The sequence below is a fragment of the Marinicauda sp. Alg238-R41 genome (genome assembly GCF_947331485.1).
Taxonomy (GTDB): Bacteria; Pseudomonadota; Alphaproteobacteria; order Caulobacterales; family Maricaulaceae; genus Marinicauda; species Marinicauda pacifica.
This window is the reverse complement of sequence record NZ_CAMZOJ010000001.1, coordinates 83,503-99,107: the sequence shown is the minus strand read 5'-3', so window position 1 is coordinate 99,107 and position 15,605 is coordinate 83,503. Positions and strand designations below refer to the sequence as shown.

At 66.7% G+C, this 15,605-nt stretch carries 21 protein-coding genes; 10 read left to right on the top strand and 11 right to left on the bottom strand.

The features are described 5' to 3' along the window. Nucleotides 1–6: 6 nt before the first annotated feature. Nucleotides 7–1,023 (top strand): peptidoglycan -binding protein, encoded by a 1,017-nt coding sequence (locus PGP17_RS00490; protein WP_135944749.1) that lies wholly within the window; start codon nt 7–9, stop codon nt 1,021–1,023. Between the two features lie 144 nt (nt 1,024–1,167). Continuing rightward, entirely contained in the window at nt 1,168–1,389 is a 222-nt protein-coding gene (gene rpmE / locus PGP17_RS00485) for a 50S ribosomal protein L31 (protein ID WP_135944747.1), read from the top strand. Nucleotides 1,390–1,532: 143 nt separating this feature from the next. Here the strand turns inward: rpmE and PGP17_RS00480 are convergent, their stop codons facing one another. The 3 genes from PGP17_RS00480 to PGP17_RS00470 form a co-directional block, all read right to left on the bottom strand. After that, the gene (locus PGP17_RS00480; protein ID WP_442915112.1) at nt 1,533–2,705 is read right to left on the bottom strand and encodes a Fic family protein; all 1,173 of its coding nucleotides are present in this window, start codon (nt 2,703–2,705) and stop codon (nt 1,533–1,535) included. Nucleotides 2,706–3,092: 387 nt separating this feature from the next. After that, nucleotides 3,093–3,629 carry a protease adaptor protein RcdA gene (gene rcdA, locus PGP17_RS00475; protein WP_270373702.1) on the bottom strand — a complete coding sequence of 179 codons (537 nt, stop codon included), beginning with the start codon at nt 3,627–3,629 and terminating at the stop codon, nt 3,093–3,095. A 130-nt stretch (nt 3,630–3,759) separates the two neighbouring features. After that, nucleotides 3,760–3,948 (bottom strand): DUF1192 domain-containing protein, encoded by a 189-nt coding sequence (locus PGP17_RS00470; protein WP_270373701.1) that lies wholly within the window; start codon nt 3,946–3,948, stop codon nt 3,760–3,762. Nucleotides 3,949–4,014: 66 nt separating this feature from the next. On the opposite strand from PGP17_RS00470, the gene PGP17_RS00465 reads away from it, so the two are divergent. Further along, nucleotides 4,015–5,001 (top strand): NAD(P)H-quinone oxidoreductase, encoded by a 987-nt coding sequence (locus PGP17_RS00465; RefSeq protein WP_270373700.1) that lies wholly within the window; start codon nt 4,015–4,017, stop codon nt 4,999–5,001. Between the two features lie 173 nt (nt 5,002–5,174). Continuing rightward, complete coding sequence (locus PGP17_RS00460) at nt 5,175–5,828, top strand: DUF1013 domain-containing protein (protein ID WP_135944737.1); 654 nt, start codon at nt 5,175–5,177, stop codon at nt 5,826–5,828. A gap of 73 nt (nt 5,829–5,901) precedes the next feature. Here the strand turns inward: PGP17_RS00460 and PGP17_RS00455 are convergent, their stop codons facing one another. The 3 genes from PGP17_RS00455 to PGP17_RS00445 form a co-directional block, all read right to left on the bottom strand. After that, entirely contained in the window at nt 5,902–6,714 is an 813-nt protein-coding gene (locus tag PGP17_RS00455) for an SDR family NAD(P)-dependent oxidoreductase (RefSeq protein ID WP_270373699.1), read from the bottom strand. Between the two features lie 76 nt (nt 6,715–6,790). Next, nucleotides 6,791–7,663, bottom strand: coding sequence for a tetratricopeptide repeat protein (locus PGP17_RS00450; protein ID WP_270373698.1), 873 nt, complete (start codon nt 7,661–7,663; stop codon nt 6,791–6,793). 124 nt (nt 7,664–7,787) lie between these two features. After that, entirely contained in the window at nt 7,788–7,970 is a 183-nt protein-coding gene (locus PGP17_RS00445; RefSeq protein WP_135944731.1) for a YdcH family protein, read from the bottom strand. A 93-nt stretch (nt 7,971–8,063) separates the two neighbouring features. On the opposite strand from PGP17_RS00445, the gene PGP17_RS00440 reads away from it, so the two are divergent. The 3 genes from PGP17_RS00440 (at nt 8,064) to PGP17_RS00430 (ending at nt 9,534) form a co-directional block, all read left to right on the top strand. After that, the gene (locus PGP17_RS00440; RefSeq protein ID WP_270373697.1) at nt 8,064–8,708 is read left to right on the top strand and encodes a UbiX family flavin prenyltransferase; all 645 of its coding nucleotides are present in this window, start codon (nt 8,064–8,066) and stop codon (nt 8,706–8,708) included. Then, nucleotides 8,705–9,205 (top strand): TIGR02444 family protein, encoded by a 501-nt coding sequence (locus PGP17_RS00435; protein WP_270373696.1) that lies wholly within the window; start codon nt 8,705–8,707, stop codon nt 9,203–9,205. Before PGP17_RS00440 ends, PGP17_RS00435 begins: the two co-directional genes overlap by 4 nt. A gap of 119 nt (nt 9,206–9,324) precedes the next feature. Further along, nucleotides 9,325–9,534 (top strand): YdcH family protein, encoded by a 210-nt coding sequence (locus PGP17_RS00430; protein WP_135944726.1) that lies wholly within the window; start codon nt 9,325–9,327, stop codon nt 9,532–9,534. Here the strand turns inward: PGP17_RS00430 and PGP17_RS00425 are convergent, their stop codons facing one another. Then, the gene (locus PGP17_RS00425) at nt 9,535–10,266 is read right to left on the bottom strand and encodes a GGDEF domain-containing protein (RefSeq protein WP_135944724.1); all 732 of its coding nucleotides are present in this window, start codon (nt 10,264–10,266) and stop codon (nt 9,535–9,537) included. A gap of 155 nt (nt 10,267–10,421) precedes the next feature. Here PGP17_RS00425 and purE point away from each other — a divergent pair, with 155 nt between their 5' ends. Beyond that, on the top strand, nt 10,422–10,925 hold the full coding sequence (gene purE / locus PGP17_RS00420) for a 5-(carboxyamino)imidazole ribonucleotide mutase (RefSeq protein WP_135944723.1): 504 nt from the start codon (nt 10,422–10,424) through the stop codon (nt 10,923–10,925). A gap of 3 nt (nt 10,926–10,928) precedes the next feature. Beyond that, complete coding sequence (locus PGP17_RS00415) at nt 10,929–12,002, top strand: 5-(carboxyamino)imidazole ribonucleotide synthase (protein ID WP_270373695.1); 1,074 nt, start codon at nt 10,929–10,931, stop codon at nt 12,000–12,002. A 134-nt stretch (nt 12,003–12,136) separates the two neighbouring features. On the opposite strand, the gene PGP17_RS00410 is transcribed toward PGP17_RS00415, so the two are convergent. Next, the gene (locus PGP17_RS00410) at nt 12,137–12,862 is read right to left on the bottom strand and encodes a COQ9 family protein (RefSeq protein ID WP_270373694.1); all 726 of its coding nucleotides are present in this window, start codon (nt 12,860–12,862) and stop codon (nt 12,137–12,139) included. Nucleotides 12,863–12,868: 6 nt separating this feature from the next. Next, nucleotides 12,869–13,045 carry a hypothetical protein gene (locus tag PGP17_RS00405; RefSeq protein ID WP_270373693.1) on the bottom strand — a complete coding sequence of 59 codons (177 nt, stop codon included), beginning with the start codon at nt 13,043–13,045 and terminating at the stop codon, nt 12,869–12,871. Between PGP17_RS00405 and rpsU the strand changes: the two genes are divergently transcribed. Then, complete coding sequence (gene rpsU, locus PGP17_RS00400; protein WP_371872226.1) at nt 13,044–13,379, top strand: 30S ribosomal protein S21; 336 nt, start codon at nt 13,044–13,046, stop codon at nt 13,377–13,379. The two genes, PGP17_RS00405 and rpsU, sit on opposite strands and share 2 nt — an antisense overlap. A gap of 87 nt (nt 13,380–13,466) precedes the next feature. Here rpsU and PGP17_RS00395 read toward each other — a convergent pair whose 3' ends face one another. Next, nucleotides 13,467–14,735: an MgtC/SapB family protein gene (locus PGP17_RS00395; protein ID WP_270373692.1), complete on the bottom strand. Its 1,269-nt coding sequence runs from the start codon at nt 14,733–14,735 to the stop codon at nt 13,467–13,469. A 95-nt stretch (nt 14,736–14,830) separates the two neighbouring features. Continuing rightward, nucleotides 14,831–15,601 carry an enoyl-CoA hydratase/isomerase family protein gene (locus tag PGP17_RS00390; protein WP_270373691.1) on the bottom strand — a complete coding sequence of 257 codons (771 nt, stop codon included), beginning with the start codon at nt 15,599–15,601 and terminating at the stop codon, nt 14,831–14,833. Between the last annotated feature and the right edge of the window lie 4 nt (nt 15,602–15,605).

Here is a 15,605-nt window from a genome sequence, read left to right as displayed (position 1 = left end):
CACACCTTGGCACTGCCCCAGCACTTGAGGATCAGCCAGAGCGATAGTGGCGATTACTGGCCGGGCTTCGTGGATGCGCTGGCCACGCTGCTTCTGGTCATCATTTTCCTGCTGGCGGTGTTCACCGCCGGCCAGTTCGCGCTGTCCCAGGCCCTGACCGGGCGCGACGAGCAGCTGGCCGAACTCAATGCCCGCCTGTCCTCGCTCGCCGAGCAACTGAACATGGCGCGCAGCGAGAACGAGCAGCTCTCCTTGCAGATTTCCAGCCTGACCGACGAAAACGCGGCGCTGAGCGCGGCCAATGCGGAGATGAGCGAGGAGCTGAACGCGGTTGGCGCAAGGCTGGCGGCGGTGTCGGACTCCCTGGAGGAGGAAGAGGCGCTGAACGAGGAGGCGCAGGCCACCATCACGCTTCTGAACAACCAGATGGCCGCCCTGCGCGAGCAGCTGGCGCGCCTCAACGAGGCGCTGGAGGCCAGCGAGGCGCGTGAGGAAGAACTGGAAAGCCAGATCGTCAATCTGGGCGAGCGGCTGAATGCGGCGCTGGCAAGCCAGGTGGCGCGCCTGGCCCGCTATCGCTCCGAATTCTTCGGCCGGCTGGTGGAGATCCTGGGCAACCGCACCGGGGTGCGCGTGGTCGGCGACCGCTTCGTGTTCGAGACCGACGTGCTCTTCCAATCCGCCTCGGCCACCCTGTCGCCGGAAGGGCGCCAGAGCCTGGAGCCGATTGCCGATGCGATCATCCAGCTGACCGATGAAATCCCCGAGGATATCGACTGGATATTGCGCGTGGACGGGCATACCGATCCGATCCCGCTGGGCCCCAACGCGCCGTTTGACAGCAATTTCGAGCTCTCCACCGCGCGGGCGCTGTCGGTGGTGGAAGCCTTCATCGACATGGGCGTGCCGCCCAGCCGCCTGCTGGCGGCCGGGTTCGGCGAGCATCACCCGATTGCCGAAGGGCGCGATCCGGCCTCGCTGGCGCGCAACCGGCGCATCGAGCTGAAGCTCACCGATCGCTAGCCTGCGCAGCGCTGGGCACTATGCCTTGCGCGCCCGGTGCGAGGGGTGTATAGACCGCCGCTCGAAATTCAGTTTGCGTGCGCGGGGCGGCCGGACCAGGGCCGCCTCAATAGCTTGAAAAAACGACCTGCCGGAGCGGCGACCATGAAAAAAGACATTCATCCGGACTACCACTTCGTCGAAGTCGTGATGACCGACGGATCCAAGTTCAAGACCCGCTCCACCTACGCCAAGGAAGGTGCGACGATCACGCTGGACATCGATCCGCGCACCCACCCGGCCTGGACCGGCGGCAGCCAGCAGCTGCTCGATCGCGGCGGCCGCGTGTCGCGCTTCAAAGACAAGTTCAAGGGCTTCGGCGTCTAAACACGCCCTTACCCCCCCCTCAACACGAGGGCGTCGGGGTCCATTTCGACCCAGCGCCAAGGCCCTTTTGAGAGACGCCCGCAGCACCCCTCAGCTGCGGGCGTCTTTCTGTTTGGGGGGTGGGCTGTGCCGCTTCATCTGTGTCAAAGCGGCTCCGTCCCGCGGCTGAGAATGCTCAGATAGCCGCTGTAGACATACGTCCGGCCGCGCTGCTTGCCGGTGATCTCCCGCACGATCCCGAGATCCTCCAGGTGCTGGATCGACTTCGCGATTGTAGGAGGCGAGAGGCTCAGCCGCTGTGCGGCCACAGGAATGGCGATGATCGGCTTCTGCTGCAGGAGCTGGTGGACCCGCAGCGCGGAGGCGGCCGGGCGTCGGAGATCCTCGATGCGATGCCGGTCGGTCTCGAACAGCGCGAGGATCTCGCGCGCCGCCTCGGAGGCCTGCAGGGACGTCTCGGCAATGCCGTCGAGGAAGAATTCCAGCCAGGTTTCCCAGTCGCCTTGCTCGCGGACTTGCTGCAGCAGGTCGTAATACTGGCGGCGATGGGTCTTGAAGTAGAGGCTGAGATAGAGGATCGGCTCCTTCAGTATGCCCTGCGTGCAGAGCAGGAATGTGATCAGGAGCCGGCCCAGACGCCCGTTTCCATCTAGAAACGGATGAATGGTCTCGAACTGGACATGCACGAGCCCTGCCTTGATCAGGGTCGGCATCTCCGGGGTGTCGGTATGGATGTACGCCTCGAGGTCCGACATGAGGTCGAGGACATGCTCGGGCGGCGGCGGGACGAAGAGGGCATTACCGGGCCGCGTTCCGCCGATCCAGTTCTGCGAACGCCTGAACTCTCCGGGCTGCTTCGTGCTTCCGCGTCCCTTGTCGAGAAGGATGGCGTGGATCTCCCGGATCAGGCGCAGGGAGAGCGGGAAGCCCTCGCGGATCCTGTCCAGGCCATGGTTCATCGCGGCGACGTAATTGGACACTTCCTGGACGTCGTCGAGCGGCACGCCCGGCGCTTCCTCGTTCTCGAACAGCAGCAGGTCGGAGAGCGAGGACTGCGTGCCCTCGATCTGCGATGACAGCAGCGCTTCCTTTCGGACGTACATGTAGAGGAAGAGCGGCGTGTCGGGCAGGATGGAGGTCACGCCATCCAGTCGGCCGATCGCGCGGTTCGCACGCTCCAGCTGACGATAGAGCCGGTCTAACCTGACAGGCGGGATGGGCGGCAATGCGGGCGGCACGAAGGCTTCCGCGTTCTCGCCGGCGGTTGAGATGGCAACGCGCCGACCCAACCGTGATGGCTCCGGAACTAACGCCATGGGTGACAAGGATCCTTTTTTAGGCCCGCTTCTAACGAAAGGATATCGCATTATCCTTTTCTTGTCTCGGGTCTAAAGAAAGCATCCTTGTCTTGCTGCACGTGAAAATCGGGCGGAAAATCGGGGACACACACAGCCACACACGAATTCCCGCCCGAAATTCTCGATCCACCGCTAACGAAAGGATATCGCGTTTTCCTTTCTTTGTCCCGGGCCTAACGAAAGCATCCTTGTCTTGCCGAACGGCCGCTGTCCGCAACAGGCCGGGTCCGGGGTGTTTGCCGTAGACCGGGGGTGCTGGCGCTTTTCTGTTTGGGCCAAGAAAAAGGGCGCTCTTAAAAGAGCGCCCTTGAAGTCGACCTGGTGTGAGTGTGCGCCGGGCTGCGCCTAGATCCGTGCGCCGAAGGCGTTTTCCAGGCGCGAGATATGGGTCTGGACCGGGTTGGGGGTCTGGCCCTCGAAGCTTTCGCTCTCGGCAAAGAGGCTCTGGTCCAGGCGGCGCAGGCGCTGATAGAGGGTCACGCCGCGCTCGACCAGATCGGCGAGGCGGACCGGGCAGGGATCGTCGCCGGCCGGCCAGGCGGCGTCGGAGCCGCGCACTTCGGACAGGCGGTATTTCTCGTCGGCGGCCTCGGCTGGCGTCATGTCGCCTTCGGCGACCGCGCGCTGGGCCAGAAGCCAGGAGGCCGACTGCATCAGGCGGGTGGTCAGCGCCATGCTCTCGGCCGCGTAGGACAGGGCGCCGGCGCGTCCGAGACGCTTGGCATCCTCGCGGCCCGGCCCGTCGAGATAGGCCGCCGTTTCCTCGACCAGATCCATCCCGTCGCGGAACAGCTTGCGAAACACATCCGACCCGGCGAAATCGGCGACACGTTGCGCGGGCGATTTGATCTGGCCGTCCTGGCTGGTCTCGATAGGGGTCATCTGGTTTCTCTTGCGTTGCCGGGTTGGGACGCTGTGTCCCGAATTAACGTCTAAGGAGCAAATCCGGGGCCAACCGGGCCGCGCGGGGAGTGCCGGAGTGCACCGCAGTGCACCGGGAGGTCAGCCAGGTTCAGATCTTGAACACCGCGTCGGCGGCGGCCAGGCCTTCGCGTTTCCTGTCGATGAAGGTGTCGGTGCGTTTGAGTTCGGCTTCCAGTGCGGCCTTGCGATCTTCCAGATCCTCGATGGAGAACCCGGATAAATCCTCTCTGGGCACAATGGCCGCAGCGTTTGCACGCGGCGCGTCTTCATGGAACATGGACGGCCTCCCTAGAGTGGCTTGAACGAGCGATTGTAGCGAGGCAGCCGAGGAGAGTCCCGTCCCATGAGTCAAAATCATACATCGCGCATCGTCATCGCGCCCGAGCCGGGCGGTCCCGAGGCACTGAAACTGGTCGAACGCACGCTGGCACCGGCCGGGCCGGGCGAGGTGCTGATCAAGGTCGCGGCGAGCGGGGTGAACCGGCCCGACGTGTTCGAGCGCCAGGGGCTCTATCCGCCGCCGCAGGGCGCGCCGGAAGGTCTCGGCCTGGAAGTCTCCGGCCATGTGATCGAGGCGGGCGCAGGCGTTGAAGGCCTGGCCGAAGGCGATGCGGTCGTCGCGCTGGTCGCCGGGGGCGGCTATGGCGACATTGCCCGCGCGCCGGCGCCCTGCGTGCTGCCGGCCCCGGCCGGGTTGAATATCGAGCATGCCGCCGGCCTGCCCGAGACCGTGTTCACCGTCTGGTCGAACGTGTTCGACCGGGCGGGCCTGAAACCCGGCGAGGCCTTGCTGGTCCATGGCGGGGCGAGCGGGATCGGCACGACCGCCATCCAGATGGCCAAGGCGCATGGCGCGCGCGTGTTCGCGACCGCCGGAGACGCGGCCAAGTGCGATCTCTGCCGCCGGCTCGGGGCCGATACCGTCTTCAATTACAAGAGCGAGGACTGGGCGGCCGGGGTGAAGGAAGGCGGCGGCGCGGATGTGATCCTGGACATGGTCGGCGGCGATTACGTGCAGAAGAATCTGTCCTGCTTGAACCGCGACGGCCGGCTGGTCATGATCGCCTTCCTGCAGGGATCGCGCGTCGAGGTCGACCTGATGGGCCTGATGCTGAAGCGCCAGACGATCACCGGCTCGACGCTGCGCGCGCGTCCGGTGGAGGAGAAAGGCGCGATCGCCCGCGCGGTTCACGCCACGGTCTGGCCGTGGATCGAGGCGGGCAAGGTCGACCCGCACATCGACACCCTCTTCCCGCTCGACGAGGTGCGCGAGGCGCATGCGCGCATGGACTCAGGCGAGCATGCGGGCAAGATCCTGCTGCGTCCCTGATTACGGGTGTGGTTTTCAACCCGGCCCCGAGCGGCTATATTGCGGTTAAATCCTCTTCCATCTGAGACCTGCGTTTCGTTTGAAAGAGGCCGGAACGACGGAAAACCCGGCGCCCGGCGCCGGGTTTTTGCGTGTTGCGACCATGGCGTCTAACCAAAAGGATTTCAGGACTGATGGCCGACATTTTGATGCCGAAAGCGACTGCGGTCTGGCTCGTGGACAATACCGCCTTGTCCTTCGAGCAAATCGCCGATCTGTGTAATCTGCACCGCCTCGAGGTGAAGGGCATTGCCGATGGCGATGTCGCCGCCGGCGTGCGCGGCGCCGACCCGGTTGCGGGCGGCCAGCTCTCGCGCGAGGAAATCGAGAAGGCGGAGAAGGATTCCACCTACCGCCTGACGCCGCTGCCGCCCAAATATGCCGAGCTTCACGCCCCGCAAAAACGCCGCGGCCCGCGCTACACGCCGCTGTCGCGCCGCCAGAACCGTCCCGACGCGATCGCCTGGCTGGTGCGCAACCACCCCGAGCTGACCGACGGGCAGATTTCCAAGCTGGTCGGCACGACCAAGACGACAATCGAGGCGGTGCGCGAGCGCACGCACTGGAATTCGAGCAATATCAAGCCGACCGACCCGGTCTCGCTGGGGCTGTGCAGCCAGATCGAGCTCGACGAGCAGGTCAAGAAAGCCTCCGCGCGCCGTCAGAAGATGGAAGACGAAGGCCAGGTGGAATCCGCGCAGGATACGCTGACCCCGGCTGAAGAGGCCGAAGAGGGCGCCGGCGCACCGACCACGCTGGACGAGCTGTTCGGCAAGCCGAAAGACTAGGGCGGCCTTATAGCGCCTTTGAAGAAAAAGCCCCCGGTAACGCGCCGGGGGCTTTTTTTATTATGGCGTGAACTCAGTCGTCCCGCTTGCTCATCGTGTAGTTCAGGGCAAGGCGGCCGCCATCGGCGTAGATGCATTCCCCGGTGATGTAGCTGGCGTCTTTCGAGGCCAGGAACCAGGCGATGGAGGCGATTTCGTCCGGGTCGCCGAGGCGTCCGAGCGGGGTCCGGCTCATAATGCGTTCGAGCGCGACCTTGTCGTCGGAGACGGCTTTCAGCAGATCGGTATTGATCGAGCCTGGCCCGATGGCGTTGACCCGGACGCCCTGGGAGGCGAGGGCCAGGGCCATCGACTTGGTCATCTGGTTGAGCGCGCCCTTCGACATCGAGTAGGCGAGCTGGTTGGGGATGGAGACCTGCGCGTTGATCGAACTCATGTTCACGATGGCATAGCGCTTGCGGCATTCGTCGCTGCGCATGCTCTCGTCCTCGATCTGGCCGACGATCTGGCGCGCGACGGCGCGCGCGACCAGAAAGGCGCCGCGCAGATTGACGCCCATGACGCGGTCGAAATCGGCCACTTCGAGATCGAGAATATCGCCGTCCGCGACGATGGCGGCGTTGTTGATGAGGACATCGACCCGGTCGAAGGCCGAGCGGGTCTCGGCCATCAGATTGGCCACGGCCAGCTTGTCGGAGACATCGCAATCGACGAACAGGGCCCGGCCCTTGCCCGCGTCGAGATCCTTGGCGAGCGCCTCGCCGGCGTCTTCCTCGACATCGGCGATGACGACCCTGACGCCCTCCTCGACGAAACGCCGCGCGCACGCTGCGCCGATCCCGCGCGCGCCGCCGGTGATGATCGCCACGCGATCTGACTGAGCCATGCTCTCTTACTCCGGGTCAAACAAGCCGGCGCGCCATATCGCGCGGACGGGACCGGATGTAAACCGGTCCGGCGGCCTAATGGGTCCGTTCGTAGTCTTCCGCGATGGTGTCGCTGTCCGGATCGAGCTCGTAGGCGCGGGCAAACAGGCGGCGCGCCTCGCGTTCGCGTCCGACCTGTTCGAGCGCGGAAGCAAGCGAGTGGACAATGGCGCCGCTGTCGGGATCGGCCTCGACCGCCTGCTCGCACAGGGACAGGCCCTGGGCGGCGCGCCCGTCATTGACCAGCGCCCAGCACAGCGCGTTCAGCGCGTCCGGGCTTTCCGGCTCGATGGCGACGGCCTCGCGCGCGTCCTGGACGGCACGCTCATACATACCGAGCTCGATAAAGGCGGCCGAGCGCCCGACCCAGCCGGACAGGAAGCCGGGCTCGGCACGCACCGCGCGGTCGAAGGTCTCGACCGCCTCGGCATGTTGTTCGAGATCCATATGGGCCGAGCCCAGCAGGACATGGGTGAAGGCGTCGTCGGGCACGCCGGCGGCGGCGATTTCCAGATCCTCGATCGCGTCGGCCGGACGCTCGAGCTGGAGATAGGCCACGGCCCGGTTGCGGCGCAGGAGCGGGTTGTCCGCATTGCCGCCCTGATCCTCGATCAGCGCGAAAATCCGGTTGAAGGCGATGAGCGCCTCGCGGCCCTGCTCCAGCCCGAGATGGGCACTGCCCAGGCGAAGCCGCAGCTCCGCCTCGACCGGCCAGTCATACTGGCGGGCATTCAGGCAGGCCTCGAAGGCCTCCACGGCCCGTCCGGCGTCGTTTTCCGACAGGGCGTCATAGCCGTCAGGGCAGATCTCGGCGCGCTCGCTGGCGCTCTGACTGCACGCGGGCGCGCTGGTCAGTGCGAACGCGGCGCCCAGTGCGGTCAAGGCAGGCAGGACTTTCACGATGGCCATCCTCCGTTTCGAAGGGGCCACTCTGCCCATTTGCCGCGCCGCCGCAAAGAGCGGGTCTGCAGACAATCGCCACGGTGTGACAAAAAAGGCCGGGAGCGGTGCTCCCGGCCTTCCGGTCTACCTGTCAGGAGGCCAGCGGCTCATCCTGTTCGAGGGCGGCAATCTCTTCCTTCAATCGAAGTTTTTCCCGTTTGAGTTTGGCAAGAAGGAGGGTATCGGCGGAGGGATGCTTGAGTTCCTCTTCAATGCGGGTCTCCAGCTTGCTGTGCCGGGCATTGAGTTCACGGATACGCGATGCAGTTGGCATATGAGCCTCCTTCGCTATGTAGAGACGTGTATTGAAACACCAGACCCCCCTCCCTGAAAAGGGTAAAACCGCTCCGGCGCACGGATGAATGACATGAGCGTGAAAAATCGATTGATTATCGGGGTGTCCGGGGCGTCGGGCGTGATTTACGGCGTGCGCGCGCTCATGGCCTGCCGCGAGCTGGGGGTAGAAAGCCATCTGGTGGTGACCAAGGCCGCCGAGATGACCCTGTCCTACGAGACGGGGATGAAGCCGAGCGCGCTGCATGAGCTGGCCGATTATTCCTACAAGCTGCCCGATGTCGGCGCACCGATCTCCTCGGGCAGTTTCAAGACGCTGGGCATGCTGATCGCGCCCTGCTCGGTGCGCACGATGAGCGAGATCGCCACCGGGGTGACCTCCAACCTGCTGACCCGATCCGCCGACGTGGTGCTCAAGGAGCGCCGCCGGCTGGTGGCGATGGTGCGCGAGACGCCGTTCCATCTCGGCCATCTGCGCACGATGACGGCGCTGACCGAGATGGGCGGGATCATCATGCCGCCTCTGCCCGCCTTCTACGCCCATCCCGAGACGCTGGACGACATGATCAACCAGTCGGTGGGCCGGGCGCTCGACCTGTTCGGGCTGGACTGGACGCCGACGCGGCGCTGGGGCGAGGATTTGGAGCAGGGTCGACGTCCGGCTGCGGCCCGATCGTCCGGACCGGGCGATGGCGGCCGGGGCGACGGGGCACCGTGAACGCGCCGGACGGATTCTGGAGCTTTTCCACCGGCGTCTATGCCGGCGAGGGCGTGCCGGCGGCGTGCCTGGCCTTTCAGAGCGAGGGGCTGGACGTCAATCTGGGCCTGTGGATCTGCTGGGTCGCGGCGCGCGGCGGCGAGCCGCTGGACCGGCTCGACGCCGCGATGGCCCTGAGCGCGCCGTGGAAGCAGCAGGTGGTCGAGCCGCTGCGGGCCGCGCGCAACGGTCTGAAGCCGGCGCCGGACGGGTTTGAGGGCGAGGAGGCGCAGGCGCTGCGCCGGGCCATCCTGAAGGCCGAGCTGGAGGCCGAACGCCTGCAGCAGGCGCGTCTGGAGCCGCTGGGGCTGGCGTGCCGGCCCGGCGACACCGAGGAAGAGGGCGGCGCGAGGGCGCGCGCCGAGGCCGGACTGAGACGCTATGCCGGGACGCAGGTCGATCGTGTACGCATAGCAGCATTCGCGGAAAGGATTTTCTCCGCGCTCGAAAAAATGTAGTATGGCGCGATCCGGCCGAGTGCGAACGACCCGTATGTCGGGCCTCGGCCCCCTACCGGATATGATGGCTTCATGCGCGGCGGCCTGCCGCGGCGCCGCAAGAGGGATTTGACGGCCTGATGGACGGAGAAATCGATTATACCGGCCTGCGCGAACGCCTGGCCGCGCTGCGCGGGCAGCACCGCGATCTCGACGGTCAGGTGCGCGCGGCGCAGGAGAACGGGCTGATCGACCAGCTCAAGCTGGTCCGGCTGAAACGCCAGAAGCTGCAATTGAAGGACGAGATCACCTTCATCGAGGACCAGCTGAACCCCGACATTATCGCCTGATCAGGCGCGCGCCGACGCCGCCTTGCGCGCATACATGGCCGCGTCCGCCTGGTTCATGGCGGTTTCGACGCTCACGCCGCGTTCGATCGGATGGACGCCCCAGGCCGCGCCCACGCGCAGCTCGCTTCCCTCATACAGGATCGGGGTGTTGGCGATGGTCTCGGCCAGCTCGCCAGCCTTGTGCTCGGCCTGGCCGGCCGGTGTCAGCGTCAGGACCAGACCGAATTCATCCCCGCCCAGCCGGCCCACCGCATCGGTTTCGCGCACATGAGCGACCAGGATGTCGGCCACGGCGCGCAGGGCCGCATCGCCGGCGGCATGGCCGTGGGTATCGTTGATCTGCTTGAAGCCGTTGAGATCCATGTAGACGAGGGCAGAAGGCGCATCGTGGCGCTCGGCCAAGGCGAGCGCGCGCGAGACCTCGCGCAGGAAGGCGCGGCGGTTGAGCACGGGCAGGAAGACGTCGCGGTCGGCCAGGGTTTCAAGCTCGCGCACCTTGGAGCGCAGCGCATCGGTGTCCTTGCGCAGCTGATCGACCTCGCCCATCAGCGACAGCAGGGCGCGCTGCACGTTCGGCGTCAGCTCGTTCTGGGGCACACCCATGATGGAGGCTGTATCGGACACGCTCGCGCCCGCGCGCGAGGAGCGTGCGCCTGAGGTCTTTTCGCGTTCGGTCCGCGATGCCGGGGCAGATACGGCGCCGGTCACCGACTGGCCAGAGCGGATGCGCATGGCGGGCCTTTCCAGGAAGTCCGTCGTCTGCCCAAAACATGGCCCCCGGCCAGTTAAGAAAAGGTCAAGGTTAAGCGCGGTGCAAGCGCTGCTGCTTGACGCGCGGCGGCGCACAATTAATCTGCCGCGCTTTCCCGCCGTCCAGGATAGAGATTATGAGCGACGCGACCGCCGCCAGTGCTGCCCCCATTGCCGTTGTCATGGGCTCGCGCTCGGACTGGCCGACCATGAGCGAGGGCACCGCGCTGCTGGATGCGCTGGGCGCGGCCTATGAGGCTAAGGTGGTGTCCGCGCACCGCACGCCGGACCGGCTGAGCGAGTTTGCCAGGACGGCCCGGGCGCGCGGGGTGAAGGTCATCATCGCCGGGGCCGGCGGCGCGGCCCACCTGCCGGGCATGATCGCGGCCCATACCAGCCTCCCGGTGCTGGGCGTGCCGGTCCAGTCGAAAGCGCTGAGCGGGCTGGACAGCCTTCTGTCCATCGTCCAGATGCCGGCCGGCGTGCCGGTGGGCACGCTCGCCATCGGCAAGGCCGGGGCGAAGAATGCTGCGCTGATGGCCGTGTCGATCCTGGGGCTGAGCGACCCGGAGCTGGCCGCGCGCCTGGACAACTGGCGCGCCGAGCAGACCGCGTCGGTACCTGAAACCGTCGAGGACTAGACGATGACTGCGCCGCTGAAGCCTGGAGCCCGGATCGGCATTCTCGGCGGGGGGCAGCTCGGACGCATGCTGGCGCTGGCCGCCGCGCGCCTGGGCTTCGATGCGGTGATCTACGCTCCCGAAGAGGACAGCCCGGCCGGGCGCGTCGCCTGCGAGACGGTGCGCGCGGCCTATGCCGATCTCGATGCGGTGCGCCGCTTTGCCCGGAGCGTGGATGTCGTCACCTATGAATTCGAGAACGTGCCGGTCGATACCGCGCGCGCCGCCGCCGAGCACGCGCCGGTGCACCCGGATCCGAAGGCGCTGGAAGTCGCCCAAGACCGCGATGTGGAGAAGAGCTTCCTGAACGCCCATGGCGGCACAACCGTGCCGTTCAGGGCCACGGCGACGCTGGACGAGCTGCGCGCGGCGATTGAGACCATCGGCACGCCCTCCATCCTGAAGACGCGCCGCTTTGGCTATGACGGCAAGGGCCAGGCGGTGCTGAACTCGCCGGACGACGCGGAGGCTGCCTTCGAGGCGGTGGGCGGTGCGCCCTCCATCCTGGAGGGCTTTGCCCGGTTCGAGCGCGAGGTGTCGATCATTGCCGCCCGATCCCTGTCGGGCGAGGTGCGCGCCTATCCGCTGGCGCTGAACACGCACACGGACGGCATCCTGCGCGAGAGCGCGGCGCCGGCTGAGGCCGACGACCGCACGCGCGAGGCGGCCTTTGCCATCGCGACGGAGATTCTCGAAGCGCTCGATTATGTCGGGGTGATCGGCGTGGAGCTGTTCGATCTCGGCGACGGGCAGCTACTGGTCAACGAGATCGCGCCGCGCGTGCACAATACCGGTCACTGGACGATGGATGCCTGCCTCTGCGACCAGTTCGAGCAGCATATCCGCGCGGTGGCGGGCTGGCCGCTGGGCGATCCGGAACCCTTCGCGCCGGCGCGCATGATCAACCTGATCGGCGAGGACGCCAATGACTGGCAGCGCTGGCTGTCGGAGCCGGGCGCGGTGCTGCACCTCTATGGCAAGCGCGAGGTGCGTGAGGGCCGCAAGATGGGCCATGTGAACATCGTGGAGCGCGGGTAAGGCAATTTACGGGTTCAGAGCCTTTTCGAACCGCAAAACCGGTGCCCACTTTTGCTGAAAATGCCCGGTTCTGAGTCCTCGCATTTTCGAACCGCAAAACCGGTGCCCACTTTTGCTGAAAATGCTGCAGGATATCAGCTCCGCCGGCCCGGGCCGTAGCGCAGACGGGCGGCGAGGGCGGTCAGGTCGGGCAGGCCGGACGTTGTCTTGCGCCATTGCGCCTTGGCCTTCTCGATCTGCATGACGTTGGAGATGCGGCGGTCGAGAAAGGCGCGGGTTTTCGGCTTTTCCGGATCGTGCTCGTCCAGCCAGATGGCCAGGGTCGAGGCGTAGACGCCCGAGAGAATTGCGCGCTTGGAGTAGAAATTACCGTCCGTGGACGTGTCCCCGATGGCGCGCCAGAGTGTGTCGGATGTGGCCCAGAGGAGCCGCGCGCCACGGTCGAGCGCGTCGGGCAGGAGCAGGCGGGCGCGGGCGCGCACGGCGGCGTCCTCCTCACCCTCATATTGTTCCAGGCGGATCATCACCGCGCGGCTGACCTTGTCGCGAATCCGGTTGGGCGGACCCTCGGCCTCGATCCGGGCGCGCGCGGCGGCATCGCCCTGGCGCGACCAGGTCTCGAGCAGGTCCAGCACCCCGCCCGGGCAGTACAGCTCGATCTCGCCCGGCGAGAGGCCGGCGATGTCTCCCGCGCGCGCCAGCGTCGCCTCGTTCCAGCCTTCGAAGGCGGCCTCCGGGATGGCCGCCTCCAGCAGAGCGCGCCGCGCCGCAGCGGCGCGCGGGAAACGCTCCTCCTGGGCGCCGGAGCTGTCTTCGCTTCTGTCTTCGGCGGGCGGCGGCATGTCTTGAGTCTGGGTCATGAGCTCCTACATAATGGTTGTCGGGGCGCGCGTCACGCGGACGCCCTGACGCAGCCTGTGTGCGCGGCCGCCCGGCCGATCGGGTGCGTCCTGGCGCAGCAGCAAGGCGCGTGCGACTCCATCGCCTGTATGGACACCGGCTTCGGCCTCTGCTAAAGCCCGCGCCTCTTTAGTAGCGATCATGCGCGGATGCGAGGGAACGGATACGTCTCGCGCCCGTTCCGTGTTTAACTCAAGTCTGCGGCCCAAGGCCCGTTGCGAAGTCCAGGGAGAGAGTACCATCGTTCAGATCGTCGTGCGCGATAACAACGTTGAGCAAGCGCTCAAGGCGTTGAAAAAGAAGATGCAGCGGGAGGGTACCTTCCGCGAGATGAAGCGCCGCAACCATTACGAGAAGCCGTCCGAGAAGCGCGCGCGCCAGAAGGCCGAGGCGATCCGCCGGGCCCGCAAGCTGGCCCGCAAGCGCGCCCAGCGCGAAGGTCTGCTGCCGAGCAAGAGCGGCACCGCACGCCGCTAGGCGTCCGCGCACCTTTTAAAGGGTCGCTCGCTAGCTAAAGAAAACGCCGTCCCGGCTGCCGGGGCGGCGTTTTCGCGTGGATGGGTGCTAGAGCCAGAGCATCGCCGCGTAGGTGCCGGTCCCGGCTGCCAGCCCCGCGAGCGAGGCGAGGCCGTAGGGCCAGGCAAATCCCTGGCGTCCGATGACCCCGCCCAGCACGCCTTTCGAGACGGTGTCGGCCCCTACCGCGACCAGTACCGCCACCACGCCCGTGGCGTGCGGGACCGTATCGTTGGTGACCATCCGTCCGGCGGCAAGCGTAATGGCGTCGACATCGACCAGCCCGGCAATCGCGGCGAAGCCCACCAGACCCTGCTCGCCCCAGACATGGGAGGCCAGGCGGGCCAGGACGACAACGGTCACAAGAAGCAGCGCGATCTGCGCGATGAATCGCAGGTCGAGCGGGTTGCCCGGCGTGGCGGGCATTTCCGAATCGGCATGCCTGAGCGCGCGGCGTCCGAGGCCGAAGGCGACGAGGACGGAGGTCAGGCTGGCGACGGCCAGGGGCGGGCCTGCGGTCGTCAGCAAGGCCGGGGCGACAATGGCCAGCAGCACGAGGACGCGGGCCATCATCACACCGTTGCCGAGTGTGGCGACCGAGGCGGCAAGACGGGGCGCCGCCTCGCCCTTTGCCGCGCGCCTGGCCATGTCGATCGTCATCGCCGTGGACGAGACCAGCGCGCCAGCCACACCCGCGACAAAGAGCCCGTGGCGCGGACCGAAAATGCGAAGGCCGGCATAGCCGGCAAAGGAGGCGGCGGCCAGCAGGAGTGTGAGGAGCCAGAGCTCGTGCGGATTGAAGGCGCCCCAGGGGTCGAGAGCCCGGTCGGGCAGTAGCGGCAGGGCGAGCAGCGTGGCGGCAAGCAGGAGCAGGGCCGAGCGCAGCTCCGGCCAGGTCAGCTGACGCAGCCAGCCGTGCGACAGGCCCTTGCCGGCCAGAATCGCTGTGAGCGCAATCCCGGCCGCCGCCGCTTCCTGGATGTGTCCGAGGCTCGCCAGCGCACCGAGTGCGAAGACCGCAATGCCGGCGATGAGGCCGGTGATGGAGACATCGTCCTCGCGCCAGATCTCGCTCGCCTTGTAGAGGGTCCAGGGCAGCGCGAAGGCAAAGACCAGGGCAAGAAACGCCGCCGGTCCGAGCAGGAGGCCCAGAATACCGGACAGACCCCCGAGCAGCCCGATCAGCGTGAAGGTCCGCAGTCCGGCGACGCGCGTGCCTTCCACGTCCTCGCGCTGCTTCCAGCCGCGCTCGACGCCAACAAGGAAGCCGATCGCCAGGGCCGCGGCGAGCCGCTCCATCATCTCGAAGAACTCCATGCGTCGCCCGTTTCCTGCCTTGAAGCTGCAAACCCGAGCCTCCGATGGCTGAGAGGTTTAAGCAAGCAGCAGGTGAGCCGGCGTCTGGTCCGCCCCTAGAAGCGCGGTTTGCGCTTTTCCAGGAAGGCGCGATAGCCCTCGTCGAAATCGGCGCTGGAGAAGGCGTCCAGGAACATGGCTTCGGTCTCTGCGTCGTCCTCGGCCTGGCCCGCCGCGATGCGCGCGAGCATGGCCTTGGTCATCCGGGCCGAGCGGGCCGATCCCGCACAGATGAGATCGATATAGGCGGCGAGCGCCTCGTCGAGCGCTTCCGGGCCTTCCAGACGGTCGATCAGCCCGAGCGCGAGCGCTTCCTTGTCGCCGACCATGCGCGCAGTGAAGAGCAGGTCCTTCGCCGTCGAGACGCCGGCCAGGTCGACAAGGCGTTTGAGATCGTTGAACGGGTAGAGCAGGCCCAGCTTGCCGGGCGTTATGGCGAAACGGGACCCGAGCGCGGCAAAGCGCAGATCGCAGGCGAGGGCCAGCGCGTAGCCGCCGCCCACACATGCGCCCTCGATCCGCGCCAGCACCGGCTTGGACACGGCGGCCAGGGCGTCGAGCGCGCGGGCAATGGTCCGCGAATAGGCCGCAGCCCGGTCGGGGGTGGCGTAGACATCCTCGAACTCGGAAATGTCCGCGCCGGCGGCAAAGCTGCCGCCGCGCCCGGTGACGATGAGCACGCGCACCCGGTCGTCGGCCTCGACCTGCTCCAGCAGCCCGGGAATGGCCTGCCACATCGCCTCGTTCAGCGCATTGCGCTTGTCGGGGCGGTCGAGAACCAGGCGCGCGACGCGTCCGTCGGTCTCGAGCGTGATCGCCTCTGTCACGCCG